The organism is Dyadobacter jiangsuensis, from assembly GCF_003014695.1.
Classification (GTDB): Bacteria; Bacteroidota; Bacteroidia; order Cytophagales; family Spirosomataceae; genus Dyadobacter; species Dyadobacter jiangsuensis.
Genome location: NZ_PYAS01000035.1, coordinates 1 through 18,400 on the forward strand (window position 1 = coordinate 1; position 18,400 = coordinate 18,400).

Annotated in this window: 17 protein-coding genes and 1 pseudogene; 16 read left to right on the forward strand and 2 right to left on the reverse strand. The window is 45.5% G+C overall.

The features are described 5' to 3' along the window. The first annotated feature begins 1,072 nt into the window (after nucleotides 1-1,072). Together CLV60_RS33800 and CLV60_RS33805 are read left to right on the forward strand one after the other, a co-directional pair. A complete protein-coding gene (locus CLV60_RS33800) occupies nucleotides 1,073-2,134 on the forward strand; it encodes a hypothetical protein (protein WP_106599816.1) in 1,062 nt (353 codons plus the stop codon). A gap of 619 nt (nucleotides 2,135-2,753) precedes the next feature. Beyond that, nucleotides 2,754-3,107 carry a transglutaminase-like domain-containing protein gene (locus CLV60_RS33805; protein ID WP_229211248.1) on the forward strand — a complete coding sequence of 118 codons (354 nt, stop codon included), beginning with the start codon at nucleotides 2,754-2,756 and terminating at the stop codon, nucleotides 3,105-3,107. 54 nt (nucleotides 3,108-3,161) lie between these two features. Here the strand turns inward: CLV60_RS33805 and CLV60_RS33810 are convergent, their stop codons facing one another. Next, nucleotides 3,162-3,383: a hypothetical protein gene (locus CLV60_RS33810; protein ID WP_090156653.1), complete on the reverse strand. Its 222-nt coding sequence runs from the start codon at nucleotides 3,381-3,383 to the stop codon at nucleotides 3,162-3,164. A gap of 5 nt (nucleotides 3,384-3,388) precedes the next feature. Further along, nucleotides 3,389-4,045: a response regulator transcription factor gene (locus tag CLV60_RS33815; RefSeq protein WP_106599817.1), complete on the reverse strand. Its 657-nt coding sequence runs from the start codon at nucleotides 4,043-4,045 to the stop codon at nucleotides 3,389-3,391. Nucleotides 4,046-4,269: 224 nt separating this feature from the next. Here CLV60_RS33815 and CLV60_RS33820 point away from each other — a divergent pair, with 224 nt between their 5' ends. The 14 genes and pseudogenes from CLV60_RS33820 to CLV60_RS34830 form a co-directional block, all read left to right on the forward strand. Then, complete coding sequence (locus tag CLV60_RS33820) at nucleotides 4,270-5,379, forward strand: fatty acid desaturase family protein (RefSeq protein ID WP_106599818.1); 1,110 nt, start codon at nucleotides 4,270-4,272, stop codon at nucleotides 5,377-5,379. A 40-nt stretch (nucleotides 5,380-5,419) separates the two neighbouring features. Next, nucleotides 5,420-7,309 (forward strand): chemotaxis protein CheB, encoded by a 1,890-nt coding sequence (locus tag CLV60_RS33825; protein WP_106599819.1) that lies wholly within the window; start codon nucleotides 5,420-5,422, stop codon nucleotides 7,307-7,309. 244 nt (nucleotides 7,310-7,553) lie between these two features. Continuing rightward, nucleotides 7,554-9,140, forward strand: coding sequence for a Na+/H+ antiporter (locus tag CLV60_RS33830; protein ID WP_106599820.1), 1,587 nt, complete (start codon nucleotides 7,554-7,556; stop codon nucleotides 9,138-9,140). Between the two features lie 310 nt (nucleotides 9,141-9,450). Further along, nucleotides 9,451-10,161, forward strand: a complete 711-nt coding sequence (locus tag CLV60_RS33840; RefSeq protein WP_170118946.1) for an ATP-binding protein — start codon at nucleotides 9,451-9,453, stop codon at nucleotides 10,159-10,161. Nucleotides 10,162-10,236: 75 nt separating this feature from the next. Next, nucleotides 10,237-10,797, forward strand: coding sequence for a helix-turn-helix domain-containing protein (locus CLV60_RS33845; RefSeq protein ID WP_170118947.1), 561 nt, complete (start codon nucleotides 10,237-10,239; stop codon nucleotides 10,795-10,797). Between the two features lie 156 nt (nucleotides 10,798-10,953). Then, nucleotides 10,954-11,532, forward strand: coding sequence for a porin family protein (locus CLV60_RS33850; RefSeq protein ID WP_106599822.1), 579 nt, complete (start codon nucleotides 10,954-10,956; stop codon nucleotides 11,530-11,532). A gap of 45 nt (nucleotides 11,533-11,577) precedes the next feature. Then, nucleotides 11,578-11,946 carry a cupin domain-containing protein gene (locus CLV60_RS33855; protein ID WP_211302315.1) on the forward strand — a complete coding sequence of 123 codons (369 nt, stop codon included), beginning with the start codon at nucleotides 11,578-11,580 and terminating at the stop codon, nucleotides 11,944-11,946. A gap of 37 nt (nucleotides 11,947-11,983) precedes the next feature. Continuing rightward, complete coding sequence (locus CLV60_RS33860) at nucleotides 11,984-12,295, forward strand: hypothetical protein (protein ID WP_143016956.1); 312 nt, start codon at nucleotides 11,984-11,986, stop codon at nucleotides 12,293-12,295. A 189-nt stretch (nucleotides 12,296-12,484) separates the two neighbouring features. Continuing rightward, nucleotides 12,485-12,685 carry a hypothetical protein gene (locus tag CLV60_RS33865; RefSeq protein WP_090156663.1) on the forward strand — a complete coding sequence of 67 codons (201 nt, stop codon included), beginning with the start codon at nucleotides 12,485-12,487 and terminating at the stop codon, nucleotides 12,683-12,685. A gap of 211 nt (nucleotides 12,686-12,896) precedes the next feature. Further along, entirely contained in the window at nucleotides 12,897-13,364 is a 468-nt protein-coding gene (locus tag CLV60_RS33870) for a hypothetical protein (protein ID WP_106599825.1), read from the forward strand. A gap of 635 nt (nucleotides 13,365-13,999) precedes the next feature. Beyond that, nucleotides 14,000-14,266 carry a hypothetical protein gene (locus tag CLV60_RS33880; RefSeq protein WP_106599826.1) on the forward strand — a complete coding sequence of 89 codons (267 nt, stop codon included), beginning with the start codon at nucleotides 14,000-14,002 and terminating at the stop codon, nucleotides 14,264-14,266. 143 nt (nucleotides 14,267-14,409) lie between these two features. Further along, a complete protein-coding gene (gene tal / locus CLV60_RS33885; protein WP_106599827.1) occupies nucleotides 14,410-15,519 on the forward strand; it encodes a transaldolase in 1,110 nt (369 codons plus the stop codon). Nucleotides 15,520-15,884: 365 nt separating this feature from the next. After that, nucleotides 15,885-16,778: a bestrophin family protein gene (locus CLV60_RS33890; RefSeq protein WP_106599828.1), complete on the forward strand. Its 894-nt coding sequence runs from the start codon at nucleotides 15,885-15,887 to the stop codon at nucleotides 16,776-16,778. A 478-nt stretch (nucleotides 16,779-17,256) separates the two neighbouring features. Next, a pseudogene (locus CLV60_RS34830) lies at nucleotides 17,257-18,256 on the forward strand (IS481 family transposase); the annotation flags it as partial. Nucleotides 18,257-18,400: the final 144 nt, after the last annotated feature.

Consider the following 18,400-nt stretch of genomic DNA (forward strand, 5'->3'; position numbering starts at 1 on the left):
TGGTCAATTTGCTCCGAAACGGGGTGGTCAATTTCGCCCGGAACAGGTGGTCAGTTTAAACTGAAACGGGGTGGTCAATTTCACCGAATTTTCCACCTACGAACGAAAGTTTGGAAAGGCCCCACTCTCAATCGAAGCAAGTATATCGAATGTTACCAATAACTACCCACAAGGACAGTATTCAACTACAAATATCTCGACGATGGGGAATCTAGAATTCCGTTATTATTTCTTACAAAGACGACAGATTAGGAAAGGGCGAGCATCGGATAATCTCTCAGGCTTTTATCTTGCGCCCCACATTACCTACAACTATAATTATACAAATATCTCTCGAAGAATCAATTTCCACAGACAATCTGTGAGTTATGGCGGTATCGTCGGCTACCAGCAACGTCTTTTTAGAAATATTTACTTCGATGCGACTCTTAGTTACTCAGGAACCAGTATGGACAAGCGATTCACGAAAATCAACTCTGCCGAGGCAATTGCAAAAGTTGGAATAGGTTTTGCGATCTAGGTGAATTGACGTGCCGTGAGCCCTCTCAGCTACCACGTCTCTCCAATTTTGACGGTCGGCTCATTTATTTCCATGTGTGAATTTGCTAATCCGAGAGGAAGAAAACAGAAACCACATATCCGGTATTTGTGCAAATACTTTTGATATTCCGAAGTAATGAGCCACCAGATACAATCATCAACCAGGCCTTCCGTTGTCCATCAACTCGATGATGTCCTGATTTACGCAAGCGACTTCATTCAGATCGAATCATTTTTACCCAATAAGTTATACAGTAAAAAATAAATCTATCTCAAAATATCGGCGCGAGCTAATTGGTAACAAATTTTCAAACTATCAGAATGGAAATGATTGAGAGCAAAAAAAATATCGCACTCATGCAACCATCTAACTAGTATTGCCCCACTTTGAAACAACTTAGTTTATTCGTGCCACCTAAAATAGGCATTGCCACCCCAAAAGAAATAGCTTTTGTAGAGATTGGCGATGCGCTCTGCCAATCAATAGGTAATAATTCTGTCCAAATAGTATAAATCCTAAATTTTGAATCAAATGAAGTTCAAATTATTTGCCATATTGGCTCTTTTAGTAGCAACACTGCTCTCGTGCAACGAAGAAAAATTTCCAGAAGGCCAAATTAAAAAAAACGATTCGTCGATTCTGCAATCCAATGATGGTTCTGTGTTCTTGCGCGAAGGGATTTTAGAATTTACGACGATTAGCGCATTCAATGAATTCTGTGAAAAGTTAAAGAGCGGCGATGGTTTCAAGGAAAATATAGAACAAAAGTACGGAGAATTCCTACTTATTGGAGATCTAAAGAAAGGAGACATCTCCGACTTTCAAAGACAATTAATTGAAAATATCCCAACTGCATATGTCTATCTGCTTAACAAGGAAGCCGCATACATAATCAACGGGCAGTATGTTCGATTTGGCAAAAAAGCGCAGTTTTTTGTTGATAAGAATAAAAAAGACAAGATTGACTGGGCAAACGAGGATGCAATCACCAGCAACGAAGTGAGAACCTACAAATATGGTAGATCTTCGAACATACTTCTTGAGTCCCCTTCCAACGCGAGGCTAGATTTTAACGCAGATGCATATGCCGTAGGCGGAGACCAGGCACAATTTTGGCAATTTACACCCGTAGCGGGTTGGAGAAAATGGGTAGATGAAATAGACGCAAGAATTGCAGCAATAGTTTTTGTTCCCGGGCAAGTGGATCCACAAAATTACTACCCACAAATCAGCATGGAGGTAAAGTACAAAGCAAAATTAGAATGGAAAGGTAGTGGATCATGGCAACCCGCCTCAAACTATCGTGTAATAACGCCTAGTTTTTCGTACACGTTAAAGTTTGGGACTGACCCAGCGACTGCTGTTACGGTTGCGGCTCGGACAGTCGGGCCAAATTGCTGTAATGGTCAGCCACCCGTGGGGCCAATATATGGTACAGCTGACTGGGAATATTCAATGGCCAACTACACTTACGTGGACTACTTCAATCAACAAGGTTCTAGCAAATGGTATCTGACAGGCTCCGGTACAGTTAAGCACTACATTGACGGAGATGATCAGGTAAACATTTGGGATAGGCCAATTTCTTGGTAAAAATCAAAAGAAAATGGTTCAACGCTCAAAAAAGGTCGGCACCTTGCTGACCTTTTCTTGCTTCATATTCAATTCGGAATACTTATTTTAGATGTATGCAACAGACGGCACTTATCTCTGTTAATTCAATCTATCCGTCTTTTAAGGAATTTTAAAATTCAGCTTGTTCGCATCTTTGAATACCAACATCGCCCGGTCTTACTCGGAAACAATGTCTATGAGCCAGAAGGCGAATAGCAGGGGTCCAGGGGTTTTCCCATGGCCAGCTCCCGCCGGGGAGTCGCATTTTGCGACCTACCGGCGATAGCTGGCTGTGGAGGAAACCACCGCTCATGTTCAAAACTGTTCGAAAGCGTTTGCTTACGTTTTAAAAAATTCGGATTTGCTTGAAAGTGTTTGAATCCGTTCGATAGCGTTTGAAGTTGTTCGCTTTTGTTCGAAATTGTTTGAAAAACAAGCTATTCTCCTTCGATCGTAAAATGCTTTGCTGCCATATTTACAAATTGTAGACAGGAGTTCTGCCCTCACGGCATTCATTGGCTGCACCGAAAAGTTCCATGGTGAAACTCTCTCTTTCCTGGTACAGCTCAACCAGCACGTTTGTAATTATATCCGTTACGTGCGGAGAGTAGAGCCAGGCGTGCAGTCATGCGAGATGCCCCTGAAAACCCGGACTGGCTCTTGCCGCGATTCTGGATGGCTCATGGTTCAGTTGATGCGACGAATAGGACTGGTAAGTAGATTTGTATCAGGCTATTTGATACAATTAGGTACCACATCGGGCGACTCTGTTGAACTGCATGCCCGGGCCGAAGTTTTCATACCAGGGGCCAGCTGGATTGGTTTGGACACGACCTCAGCCCTGTTACCAGTGAAGGCCATATCTCACTTGCAACTGGACCCGGTCCAGAGCAGGTGGCACCGGTCGAGGATTGACCGAGCAATGCTCGGCTTCAATTACTTATCAAGTTAAAGTCGAATCTTCGAAATACTTGTAACACTCGCCTCTGGTGCCGCGAAACCTGTCTTAGCCGACGGTATCCAGATAACGCCTAACTTCGTCGAAAATATGCTTGTTGCTCGCGTTGGGAACGTTACACTCCAGTAATTTCCTGAGAAGTTCAATCGGCTTATCAGTCAATACTTCTAGCTGCTGCATCAATGCCAGATTAAGTCTCTCCGAACTAAGGTGCCTGTTACCTTCCATGATGGGGTAAACCTTATCGGCAATTTGTTGAGCCAGTTTCATGTCGTTTAATTTTCGTTCAGTCCAAGAATCTCTTTAAGTGCAAGAACATTGTCAATGCCTAGTTTCGCAAAAATGGCAGCTTTAAATGTGCTGATCGTTGAGAGACGCAGCCCCGTTTTTTCAGCGATGGACGAGGTTGACATTCCTTGTACGAGGTAGTCGGCAACTTCTTTTTGTCTTCGCGTAAGCAGATCCCCTCGTCTTTGCGGGGTATGGCTGGCAATCAGGTACTCGAATATGAACGCCATATGCTCAGCGCCCAGATACCGCTTCCCGCCCATGACAGACCTAATGCAAATCAGCATTTCCGATATATCCGCATATTTGGACAGGTAACCATTTACCCCCTTCTTAAAGTAATCGATGATCACCTCGGGTTGCATTTCAGGCCCATACACGATCACCCGCGAACCGGAATATTTCTGCCTGATTTCTGAGATGGACGGATACCCCTCCTCTTCAAAATCCGCATGCAACACATAAATAACCAGATCAGGCTCCGGCCGCCCTGCATTTTGATCATAATCCCGGATATTGTTTGATTCTACAATCTCCGCTTCCTCAAAATTTTTCCTGAGAAGAATCGCCAGACCCATGCGCATTACCGGGTGAGTATCAAAAATTGCAAACGTCGGACGGCGCGGTGCCGGGTGGATATTCATAGATAAAGGTAGCTGCAATTAACGTAGCAATCACCCTTTCTTCAGCTTATTAAAAAGTTTTTAGCATCTCGAAAACGATTGATATCACTCTCGAATTTCTTTGAGAATTTTCTACAATAAATATTGACTTTCAGCGTTTTACATCAAACGGCCCATGCCAGAGCAGATTTAGCATCTCTGTATCTTCCAAAGTCATTTTACCACAAGGACTAAAAAAGGAAGATATGAGCAGAGAGAAAAAAATCAAGTTTGTCGCAATCGACAAAACCCTTTTCTTCCCCACCCTTAAAAAAAGGGTTGAGCAGTATTTTACAGAAAATCATAAATCAAGGTACGCCGACGGAATGATGGTGCTCAAAACGATCATCCTGCTGGCGTGTTACGTATTGCCCTTTGTCGCAATACTGGCGTTCACGCCAGGAGTATGGGTTAGTATGCTGTTATGGCTGGTAATGGGTGCTGCCATTTCCGGGATCGGAATGAGCGTCATGCATGACGCCAATCACGGCGCGTTCTCCAGAAGGCCGGCGGTAAACAAATGGCTGGGTTTTACAATATACCTGGCCGGCGCAGGCGTATCGAATTGGAAATGGCAGCACAATGTCCTGCACCATACCTACACTAACGTCGCCAACCTGGACGAGGACATCAGGGACCGGGGCGTTATGAAACTTTCGCCGCACGAGGCAGTGAAATCCATTCACCGGTTTCAATGGACGTATGCATTCTTTTTTTACGGGATTCTGACATTATACTGGGTGCTTCTGAAAGATTTTATCCAGTACGCCCATTTCATTAAATCCGGATTGAACCGACAGACAAAACGCGAAAACCTGCAAATGCTCACAGGAATGATCGTGATAAAACTGCTTTACTTGGGCACATTTTTCGTGCTTCCCACACTGGTTTTTCAAATTCCCTTCAATGCGATCCTGACCGGATTTTTACTCATGCATTTTACCGCCGGCCTCGTGCTGACGGTGATCTTTCAGCTTGCCCATTCGGTGGAAGGAACCCAATACCCATTGCCCAATCCGGAAGGTATTATAGAAAAAGACTGGGCTGTGCATCAGATGGAAACCACCGTCAATTTCTCTCCGCGAAACAAATGGCTCAGCTGGTATGTCGGAGGACTTAACTTTCAGATCGAGCACCACCTCTTTCCGAAAATATGCCACATACATTATCCGGCCATCGCTCCCATCGTCAAAAAAACAGCCCAGGAATTCGGACTGAAATATATGGAGCATCAAACTTTTATAATTGCCCTGAGGTCCCATATCGCGATACTTAAAAAGTTCGGAATACCCGGTTTTAATGAAGGAATTGTTTAGCTTCAATGCACACTTCTAGTTCTCGTCCGCCCTGAAATGCATGCCGAGCGAAATACCAGAGTGGCAGCAATCTTTCCACTTCCCGTTCCCACAACCGGATTGCTGTGACATTCGTAAGCACATCCATCCGGAGTACCGACTCAAAGAAAAAACATATACAGACACCGCCCGTATGAATGCACACCATCATATCATCTCCATCGGCGCCTCCGATTCCGGCATTGACGACATCGCGACCTTCTTCGATCAAAAACCACTCGCCGGAGTCGCCTATGTAATCATACAGCATTTACCGCCCGATTTCCGCGCTAGACTGGCAGAAGTACTGGCCAAGGATTTATATCTGGTGATCAGTGAGGCGCAAAATGGAGTGCTCGTCGAAACAGACCACGTCTACATCATTCCCGAAGGCAAATCGATGAGCATCCGGAAGGGAAGGTTATACATCACCGAAAAACCGTATAATCCACGGCTGCATAACAGTACCGACAGTTTTTTCACCTCCCTCGCAGCAGATCAGGGGGAGAAAGCCATAGGGGTAGTCCTTTTCGAAATTGGCGAAGACAGCTTTGAAGGGATAAGTGCGATCCGGGATGCGGGAGGTATTGTCATCGCGCGACGGCAAGACGCCATTCACCTTGCTCCCGCCATCAATGAGGTTGACTTTGTCACTGAGCCCGCCCTTATACCCCAAATCATAGAAGATTATGTGATGCAAAGCCGCAAAACATTGCTGGATCAGAATGAAGAAGTGACCATGGAAATGATAATAGATGCGATCCGCGAGAATACCACATTTGATTTTTCGGGTTACCGATTGGACATTCTATCGCACAAGACCCGAAAAAGAGCTTTGGATCAAAACTTCTATTCGCTGGCGGATTACCTGTCTTTTCTTAAAGTCACGTCGACAGAAATGCATTCACTATCCAGGGAATTTCTTACCGGCGGGATTGCCGCTCCGGTCAATGAAAACACCCCAAATTCTCCGGGAACGAATCCGGAGCCCGAAATTTTCGGATTCAAACGGGATGGGGATAAACTGGAAAATAAAGTTACCCACGAAGAACAATTGATGGAACTTGAAAAAGAGCTTAATGAATTGAAAGCAAGACTGTCCCTAGTGCACAAATCAGATGTATCGATGAACAATTTGAAGGTCGCAAACGCGTTGTTGCGACTGGCTAATGGGCGGCTACGACATGATAATAGTGAAATGCGATCAGCAAATCACCAGCTAGACGCAAAAAACAAAAAGTTGACCGAAGCTAACGAAGAGCTAGACAACTTTGTCCACCTGGCGTCACACGATCTGTTGGCACCGCTTGCTCATATTGAAGGTAGTATCGCCCTTATCAACGAGATAGGCGTGACCGATACCCAGCTAGCCGAGATGATCGGTATCATCAACGCATCCGCAAAGAGATTTCGCGCACTGGTGGAAGATATGGGTAACGTGGCGAAGGCCGAACATGATTTAAAATCAAAGGAAAAGGTCGATATAGAAGAAATAATCCAGAGCGTATTGTGGCCGCTGGAAACCAAGATCAAACAATCCCACACTCAAATAATTGTCAGTCTGCGGGAAAGATCCATTTACTTTTCCAAAAAGAACCTCAGGAGTATTGTCTTCAATCTGATTTCCAACAGTCTTAAGTTCAACGAAAGCCTGCAACCGTCGATCCATATCATTACGGAGAAGATCAACGGCCAGGTCGTCCTCTCCGTGGAAGACAACGGGATGGGTATTCCTACACCCGAACTGGAGCATGTCTTCAAACTCTACGGAAGAGCGAGATACGACATAGAAGGCAACGGGGTGGGGCTTTACCTAACAAAACGGATGATAGATGCGTCTGGGGGAAGTCTGGTGGTTGAGAGTACTCTTGGTGAAGGAAGCAAATTCACCATTAGTTTCGCAGCTGAATAGCGTCAAAAACGGGAGAGTTCCTACGATCTTATCCGGCCTCAAAAGCCGGGACGTTGATGTTACCTGGTGCTTATTTGATAATGTCTGATAGCTGGATTTTTAAAATCGACGCGCCAATGCCGCGTAACTGCTCATGTTCTAGCCCATTCCAACACAGTACTAGAAGGCCTTTTATCCAACCATCATAACTATACGTTGATCTCTATCATTAGCCTTTCCCGGCAACATATGCGTATCTTTATAGATGGTCCATCAAAACTTGCTGCTCGTACTGATTCTTTTCTTTTTCATAGCCTTACTATATCTGTGGAGCGAAAGGTTGAAAATTTCTTACCCGATTCTATTGGTACTGGGAGGACTGGCTATTCCGTTAATTCCCACAGTGCCCAATGTCGGTTTGAACCCCGAAATCATCTTTTTGATCTTTCTTCCTCCATTGCTTTTCGAAGCGGCCTGGACCACGTCCTGGAAAGATTTCTGGGCCAGAAAAGAGTCGATCTTCTCACTGGGCTTCGGTCTTGTATTTTCAACGTCTCTGATCATAGCCCACCTGTCAGTGGCCATCATCCCGGGCTTTACGCTTGCTTTGGGCTTTCTGCTCGGCGGAATCATTTCACCACCTGACGCGGTAGCGGCCGCCTCCGTCCTGAAAGATCTGAAATTACCCCGGCGCGGGATCACGATTCTGGAAGGAGAGAGCCTGGTTAACGACGCCGCGTCATTGACTGTTTTCAGGTTCGCAACGATTGCAGTACTGACAGGGCACTTCACGTTCACGGAGGCAATAGTCGACTTCGCAGTGCTCGCATTTATGGGGATCGCTGTGGGGCTGGTTATGGGACATTTGCTGTACTTGGTTCTTCGGTATTGGGCAAGGTCGTCGCGCATTACATCTCCCATTATCCTGATGGCTCCCTATCTGATGTACGTAACTGCCGAAAAATTCAACTGGTCCGGTGTGCTTGCGGTAGTAAGCGGCGGCCTCTACCTGTCATTCCACGCAAAGAATTTTCTGAATTATCAGACCAGGCTACAAAATCGCGAGATATGGCTCATGCTAGTATTCTTGCTGAATGGGTTTGTTTTCATTTTGATCGGGTTGGAGTTGCCGATGATCGTCGATGGCCTTGTTGGTTATTCGTTAAAGGAAGCGATCGGCTACGGTCTTCTTATCAGTGCAACCGCCATTTTGATCAGGATCATTTTGGTGTTTCTTACGACTTATATCCCGCGTATGCTCACCGGAAGCGAAAAAGAGCGGGAAAATGATCCGGGTTGGAGACTCACTTTTGTGATGGGCTGGGCTGGCATGCGTGGAGTGGTATCGCTTGCTGCAGCGCTTACCGTTCCGCTCACCACGCCGGAAGGCTCCACTTTCCCACATCGTAACCTGATTCTGTTCATCACCTTCATCGTGATACTCGTCACACTTGTTTTTCAAGGCCTCACCTTACCGGTTATCCTCCGGATTCTTCAGGTACCCCAAGTCGAAGAAGACCTCTCCGTGGATGACCAGATGGAAACAATCCGGCTCCGCCTCGCCAGACGTTCGGCCGATTACATGCATGAACACTACCATTCAGAAATTCATAGCCACGGGGCGGTCAGGCGAATTATGGAACAGCTTCAGAGAACGACAACTTTGGGCGATCCGGCCCAGGACGACCGTACTTCAGTCAAGGAGTTAAAAAAGAAAATCATGTTAGAGCTCATCGCATTGCAAAGGGTTTATCTCCATGAGATCAATGACGAGAACAAGTACGATGAAGAAGTGATACGGGATCTGGAACATAATCTAGACCTGGAAGAATCGAGGCTCGAAAAGAAATAGAACGCATGTGTTTTATATTCAAAACGCCTCTCCCAGCGTCAGATTGACTATTGCATGATGCTCGGGATGATAGCCTATTCCAAGTTGACAGCTCACGTTTATGATCGAATTATTGGGTTATCGACGAACGTTAAAGATGCACATATCAAAATCAGCATGCTCATCGCAAGCAAATCGGAAAGGCCAAAGGCGGTAACGAATTACAAAGATCAAGAGGCATGTGTGAAATATGTAAATGTAAAAATGGTGGATGTAACGTCTTAGGCTTCGGTAGTATGAACTTTGTATATTAATGTTAAAGTTCTCTGTGATGAACAAACCCGACACTTTACCCGACGGCGATGAAATTTCCGACTTTGCCCTCTCGCTAGTCCACGAAATTCGTAACCCGCTGACAAACATAGATTTGTCATTACAGGCGCTATCCCATGAAATAACCGATGATGATCTACGCGCATATCTCGACATCATAAAAAGAAGCTCGGACCGTATCGGAAAGATACTGAAGAACCTTCTCAGTCATCAGAAACTGAATGACAACGCCCATGCTGACCATTCCTTACATACTCTATTGGACGAAGTGATCATGTTGAATACTGACCGCATTGCCTTAAAAAAGATCAAGGTTACCCGGGATTATGATTCGAATGATTGTGTAATGAAGATTAACGCGCAAAAAATAAAAATCGCTTTGACGAATATCGTGGTCAATGCCATTGAAGCTATGAATCCACGGCAAGGCGAGTTGAAGCTGGTTACTAGGTCGACAGACACGACGCACCTGGTCCGCATTGAAGACAATGGATGCGGGATCAATGATGCGGGCATGAAAAATCTGTTTAAAAGAGGTTTCTCTGATAAAGCGGGTGGTATAGGAATCGGCCTGTTCTCGACCTTGAAAATTTTGAGATCTAGTCATGTGGATATAGGTGTGCAGTCCCGGGCCGGCTCCGGAACATGCTTCATCCTGACATTCAACAAGAAACATAACACCGGAAAATCGACCCGAAGGATGTTGTAAACCCGACATTATCAGCTATATTGTACAGGATGGCTTTGGATTCATTGTCGGCTACAGTAACTTCGCTTATCGATTATGATATTGTATATCAAATACATGGTTAGCCTGAGATGTAAAATGATGGTCGAGCAGGAACTGAAAAATATCGGCTTGCACTATGTGGTTGTGGAGCTGGGAAGCGTCGAAATTCTTGAAGATATCACACTCGAGCAGCGCGAAGCACTCAAAAGGAATCTGCTCAAATCGGGCCTGGAGCTACTGGACGATAAGAGGAGTATTTTGATTGAGAAAATCAAAAATGTCATCGTGGAAATGATACATTATCAGGATGAACTTCCTAGAACTAACTATTCGGATTACATCGCAGAAAAACTGGGGTACGACTACACTTATATTTCCAACATCTTTTCCGAGGTGAAGGGCATCAATATCCAGCAATTTATTATCCATCACAAGATAGAAAAAGTTAAAGAACTGCTGCTCTACGGAGACTTGAACCTCACAGAAATCTCTTACAAGCTACACTACAGCAGCGTGGCGCATCTTTCCAATCAGTTCAAAAAGGTCACTGGTCTTTCTCCTACCTTTTATAAAAAACTTCGGAGAAAGCGCGACGATAACCTGGAAAATATCTGAGGCTTATTGGCCTTCCTCTGAAAAGTATTGATTTCCATTTCTGACAATCAGTGATCAATGTAACTTTTCAATTCAGTTATGTAACGCATAAGGGCCCGCCGGTGTCGACCTTTGTACAGGTTGATTCAAATCTAAAAAACCTTGCGGGGCTCAACAATGAAAAAGTTATCAATAACACTTATACTATGTGCAATGACCATCACGTCGTTCGCACAAACGTTTGGTTTCGGACCGAAGGCTGGCGTAAACCTCAGTAATTATCAAGGCGGTAATATTCAAACCGAGGCGAAGGCGGGCTACCATTTTGGGGGTATGCTTAATTTTGGTTTTGGAAATGTCTTTTCTATTCAGCCCGAAGTCCTTTTCTCCACCCTTGGGGCCAAGGTAGAGAGTAGTGGCAGCGAAGCGGACTTCAAGATCAACTATCTGACGGTGCCCGTCATGCTGAAATTCAGAACCAGAAGTGGTTTTTATCTGGAAGCAGGACCTCAAGCGGGCTTCCGGTTATCTGAGAGTGTTCCCGACCAGACCATTGATCATTTCGCTAAAAATCTGGATATATCGCTGGGCGGGGGTTTGGGTTATCAGACTAATATCGGACTTGGAATCGGGGTTCGATATGTGGCAGGGCTATCAAAAGTGGGCGACTTCTCTTCACAGGAAATCAATCCGGACTTCAAAAACAGCGTTATCCAGGGCAGCTTATTCTGGGTGATTCCCATCGTTAAAGAATAGCATGCTTCTGCATAAGCGTCGCAGTACGTTAAATAGGCTTCATGTATGACATCAGAAAATATAGCGGATATGGATACGGATCGTGAGGAGATAGAAAAAGCAAAGGCGCACATTATCGTGGAGATTATCGAGTACGTACCCAATGCGGTTCTGAGCAAAACTATTATCAAAAAAATGACTGGTAACGTTACAGTTTCGGCTTTCGATGCCGGAGAGGAAATCGCCGAGAAATCTTCCGCCTTTGATACCTATATTCAGATTATCGACGGTTCGGCTGAAATTGTCATCGATGGTAAAAAACACAGACTTGCATTGGGCCAGGGGATTGTGATTCCTGCGCATCAAAGAAACTCTTTTTGCGCCAAAGAGCCTTTCAAGATGATTTCGACGGTTATAAAGAGTGGCTACGAATGATCCGGACATATTCTTAAATAAACTCACTATGATGAAAATGGAGAAAGTATCCCCTGTGTTCGTGCATGTCACAACCTTAGGGTTTGCGCTGGCAGCCTGCTCTGCATCCGGCATCATATTTCGTATACGTAGTAGCGTTAGAAAAAGAGCAGACCGCAGAGATGGCACGCTGGATGAGATCAACCGCAGGGTGACCAGGTTCAAGGGTGAAGTCAATAGAATCCTAGCAACTCTTCCCTTAAAGACACATGGGCATAAAAGTAAGCTCCACTTCCAGGAAACGAGAGCAAAAGCAATTACTGAATTCTTCGGTCCGGAAACGATCTTATCCAGTGAACCGGTCGTCTGACAAATGTGATGTTTACGCTGAAAGATTTTCGGCGAGTTGTATCACAGATAATTTTTGGAGTCAGGACAGTCATTAGGCTTTCATCTGCTCGGGTTGCTCGTTAGCACTGCGGTGCCCGGGTGGAACAAGAACTGATTCTATACAATTCCTGCAAAATTGATTAAAGATCACAATTAAAATAAAGAACGTATGAAAACTGGAAAAGCATTTTGGGGATGGGTAACAATGGCTTCAATTTTTGTGGCTTTGGGAACTATGTTTCTGCCGAAAGGGAAATCCTACAAAGCAAGACGAATAATTGACAAAACGAAAAAGCTCTTGGGGATGCAGGACCAGCTGCTGGCAAACCCGGACGAGCAGAAAACAACGACCTTCCAGGGGAGGTCATAAACAAGATTGAGGTCACCGCAAGAGACGGCAAGCGTCAAACTAGCCAGGGAAATGGTCATTCGGGATGACGCTTATCTGGGCGCGGCAGGCCTGCCACCCCGGTGTCGAGATCATTTGCAACAAGTTAATTGTAGAAAACTATCCCGCTGGCTCAAAAACAAGGTAGACTGTTCCTGGCGGGAAAAACATTCATTTAAAACGAGAAACAATCATGAAAACCAACAAGATCATATTTTGCCTGGGCTTAGTCTTGCTCGCTTTTCCCTTAACCGCGCAAGTGGTCTCGAAAGACTCTCTCTCAAACCTGAGAGAGCAGAAGCAAATGCTCGAAATAAGCAAAAGGTTAAACGAAAACAAGATGCAGCTGGCCAAACTTGAAAATGAGCGAGAAGAAAAAATGATGGAAGTATCGCAAACATCCGAGAATGCACAGAAATCGGCGGATGCTAATAAGCAGGCCGCAGATAAACTTAAAGACGAGTCACAAGACCGCAAATTGGCCCGTAGGGCTAACAATAGCGCTGGCTCAGCCAAGTCGGATGCGAAGAAAGCCCGGAAGGCCGGGTATAGTCTGGGAAAACTCGACAGCGATATTAATGCTCTGAAAGCGAGTATTCAGAAGGATGAAAAGGAACTGGCCGACATGCAGCCTAATATACACCCGGAGCCGATGTATTGAAATCCAAGGGTTGTATGACTTCTATCGATCTAATAATATGAACGAGCCCATATTTGATAACAAGTACTTTGATGGACAATGTGTCTATGTTAATGAGAATCCCGGTCAAAAGCTAGTTATCAGACGTTACTATAAGAGAATCTATTATTGTCGGGCGGTAGATGGCTCAGAGAAGGAGTATGCCTTTTTTGAAAGGGAAATTTCGCCCGATTATGAAAGTGGTAAACAGCTGTATTGCCACTTTCCGAGAGAAGACGTTTAATAGCTAATCACTAAAATGAAAACTGAATTCACATCCTTCACCAACGGTGCTTTCAACAATCAAGCAACCACCTGATGCATCGATAATACGTTACGTAAGGTAAACCCGACACGGTTTCCTTATGAGATGTATGACTCTTTAAGGATCGACGATATGATCCAGTCTGTTGTGGGCAAGCCCAGGCCTTTAGACCATGTAGCATGAGCGCATTTTCAGAAGAATCAACCCCATAAGAGGCTGGCGTAGAACACCCCTTAGCTACACGCGATGATGTTAATGGCTATTATTCTCTATTTGCCTTGTATGGACAGTAATTGTACAGCTGCATCCCCGAGCAGATCTCTAACACCTGGTCTGTTTAAACTAAAAACAAATGAACAAGTTAGCTGACACAACCGAACTGATCGAGACTACAACCGGTCTTCTGATGGGGAACGAAGCCTCCCTTACGCCACAAACGGGTATCGAAGTAATCGATCGATGGCTTACTCCGCTTTCAGTAAGTGAGAGTACGCAGCCCATTGCCGACGACTTGGACAACTTAAAATCACTGCTTGCTTCGGTCCCCATAAATGCCGGCGCCATTGTGGAACAAATGAAGGAGGTGGCTGCGAAAGTTTCGCGATTGCTCCGGAATTAGGCGCGGAGGGCGAAATGCCTTCTTTGCTTACGGCGTTGGCGACCGCCCTGAGAATGGGGACAGATTTATAAAGCCGAACGGCCAAGTTAGCAGGGCTGCATATCCAGATCTACCAGATCTGTCAATTTAAATAACCGTTAGTTATGAATGTAAGTAAAGTAAAACAGATACACGAGTTTGGTCAGAGCATCTGGCTAGACTTTATAGACCGCAAGTTCATTGTCTCGGGTGGATTGCAGAAGCTGATCGATGCGGACGGCGTAAAAGGCGTGACGTCCAATCCTGCCATTTTTGAAAAGGCAATCAGTAACAGTTCAGATTACAACGCAGATATTGCGGAACATTCGAAAGGCGATATAACCAATGAGGAAATCTTCTTCAAGCTTGCCATATCCGATGTAAGGCAGGCATGCGACATTTTGTGGCCGGTCTACAACGAGAAGGGACTTGTTGGGGCCGATGGGTATGTCAGCCTGGAAGTTTCCCCGTTCCTAGCTACTGACACCCTAGCGACCATCGACCAAGCCCGCCATCTATGGCAGGAGGTAGGCAGGGATAACGTGATGGTCAAGATTCCCGGAACCGAGTCGGGCCTGGTTGCAACCCAGGCGGCGATTAGCGAAGGTATTAACGTAAATGTGACATTGCTTTTCGGTCTTGACCGGTACGAAGCCACGACAGAAGCCTACATTTCTGGACTTGAAAAACGGGCTGCGGATGGTTTATCAATTGACCACATTTCCTCTGTCGCCAGTTTCTTTTTGAGCCGTATCGACATTCTGGTCGATCCATTTCTGGACGATAAGGGACTTGGCGAATTGAGGGGTGAGGTCGCAATTGCTTCGGCAAAATTGGCGTATCAGACTTATGAACGCGTTTTCAGCACAGACCGCTGGAAGGCCCTGGCAGCAAAAGGTGCAGTGCCGCAACGGCTGCTCTGGGCAAGTACAAGCAACAAAAATCCTGCGTTTACCGACACACGCTACGTGGAAGCGCTTATCGGTGACAGGACCGTCAATACCATTCCAATGGAAACATTAGAAGCGTATCGCGACCACGGCAATCCAGCTAGCAGGCTAAATGCTGATCTTGATAAAGCTATCGAGGTCATGGCACGCGTGAAAGCGGCCGGAATCGACATGGTCGCAGTAGCCAAGCAACTTGAAGAGGAAGGGATTGAAAAGTTTAACCAGCCGTTTCAGAAACTGTTGGACGCGATCGAAATACAAAAGCAAGGCAATCAATTAGATTAAATCAAGCAAAAATGTCAAACGATAAAAATGCCGCAAAAGGAGACAAGAAAAAGCCAGTCAAGAACCTTAAAGAAAAGCGCGCTGACAAAAAGGATAAACGCGATAGTAAAAGCAAGTACGATTGACACATCAGATCACCGACATCTACGACTGGCCGGCTTTTCTTCGCCGCATTTGATCAGGCTTGCCCCTACGCTCATTCGCATATTGTCCCCGAATCCTTTTCTTTAAACCCTACTGCCGGCCACCATATGCACTGGCAGCAGGATCTGTATGGAAACAAGGAGGACGTGTTGATCCATTCAATTTTAGCGCAGGTGGTCTGATAATGGTGAGATCCGAGCGATAACTTAAAGCTACTAAGTATGATTCTAGAGAATAAACTACCACTACGATACTTGATCGGCATTGTAAAATACGAGCTTACTGCCGTCCTGGTATTGAGTCTGATCACTCATTTCGGAGCCTTCCGGCTTACCAACTTCCTGCCGGACATGCCGCTGGCTATTCCGGCTTTTCTGGGAACATCCATTTCGGTCCTTTTGTCATTCAAAATGAACCAGTCTTACGACAGATGGTGGGAAGCAAGAAAAATCTGGGGTGCTATTACCAACGATTCGCGAAGCCTGATTATGCAGCTGCTGGCTTTTGCGACGCACGATCATGACGGAATCGTAAAACGGATCGCCTACCGGCAGGCAGCCTGGGGATATACGCTTGGGCGCTCCCTAAGAGGAAACGACCCGCTTGCTGACCTGCATCACCTAATCGACGCTGAGGATCAACGGAAGATCCTGGCACACACTAACAAACCTTTGGCGATATTGCAGCTTACGGTGCAGGACATCCGTGCAATGCGCGCAATGGATGCATTGGACGTGCATGCGCACATTCACCTTCAGGAGACAATTATCCGACTAACGGATTCGATGGGCGGCGCAGAGCGGATTAACCGGACGGTGTTTCCCTCGACATACCGGCTAATCCTGCACTTGATCATTTATCTGTTTGTGATCACACTTACAATTTCGCTGAGCAGCATTAACAACGTGCTCGTCATTCCGCTGCTGATGCTGATTTCCGCCGGGTTTTTCTGCATCGAAAAGATCGCGTACCATTTACAAGACCCATTTAAAAATAGCCCAAGTGATATTCCAATCACGGATATCGCCAAAAACATAGAAGTCAACACAAGGCAATTGCTGGGTGAAGAAGTGAAGACCAAAGAATTAAGCCTAGAAAGTTATTATGTAATGTAAATACTTCTATAACAAAAATGAAGTACGACTCATATTACTCCGTAAAAATTAGTTATACCGATTACAAAAAGTATCTTGTTGAATGGAAAACAACCACGTGATTGGATCTGTTGTGCAGAGATCGCCGTACAGGGGCAATCGGTAGACGTATGACTGTGTTACAGTATGGAACGATTATTGCTTTGTTTATGGATAACTTAATCAGGATACTCATTGAAAACCAACCTCCAAAAGCTCGACATATTGACAAGATATGAACGCAGAAGGGCCGCGCTGGCCAATAAGCATCTTTCAGACTTCGATTCATTGTCTCTCTCAGGCGCTCGAAAACTTCGAATTCGCCAGTCGATTGAAGTGTTGGCCTTGCAGGAGCAACTATTTCGAGACCTTGCTGAGTGACATAAGCCTGACATCACTTGTATTAGTCGAGACTTAATCTGACAGTTAGTAAATTCACTAACCTTAAAATCAGTTAAGTATGACAACAACGCAGAAGTTAATTCAACCGAAAGTTGGCTTGTTAAAGTTAGTCGAGAAGTTGGGCAATGTCTCCGACGCCTGTAAAGTGATGGGCTATTCCAGGGACAGTTTTTATCGCTTTCAAAAACTCTACGATGAGGACGGAGAGCTAGCTTTGAAGGAGATTAGCAGGAGCAAGCCGCTTTTAAAAAACCGCATTGAAAAGCAGATCGAGGATGTGGTTGTGGCGTACGCAATCGAATCACCAGCTTTTGGACAGCATCGAGCGTCCAATGAGTTGAGAAAACGCGGGATCTTTGTCGCGCCATCAACCATTCGCTGTGTGTGGTCAGACATGATCTGGAAACGTTTCAAAAGCGGTTGAAAGCATTGGATGCCAAAGTTGCCCAAGAGGGATTGATCCTTACGGATGTACAAGTTGCAGCCCTTGAACAAAAAAAGGAAGAAGAGCAAAGCAAAGGTGAAATTGAAACGCACCACCCCGGTTATCTTGGCGCGCAGGACACTTACTACGTGGGACACATAAAGGGTGTTGGCAAGATCTACCAGCAAACATTCATTGACACATATAGCCGTGTGGCGTTTGCAAAGGTCTATGATCGTAAAAAATGCTCTTGTTGCCGCAGATATGCTCAACGATAAAGTGCTCCCATTTTATCAGGAGCAAGAAATTGATCTTCTGCGTATACTCACTGACCGGGGCACTGACGGGGCCGCCCGGCGGTATTGCGGAGCAAAAGAGCAACACGAATATCAACTTTACCTCAATATCGAGGACATTGATCATACCAGAACGAAAGCAAAAAGTCCGCAGACCAATGGCATTTGCGAGCGGTTCCACCGGACCATGCAGCCGGGCGGCCGGTGCCGAGGAGTTTTACGCTATTGCCTTCCGGAAGAAAATCTATGAGAACTTCGTAGCTCTGCAGGACGATATCGACAAGTGGATCCATTATTACAATTCAGAGAGGACCCACAGCGGAAGGTCCACCTTTGGTTTTTTAAATATTCTAAGCGATAGATACGAAATGTTTGGTCACACATCACTGGAAAATTCGGTGAAATTGACCACCCCGTTTCAGTTTAAACTGACCACCTGTTCCGGGCGAAATTGACCACCCCGTTTCGGAGCAAATTGACCA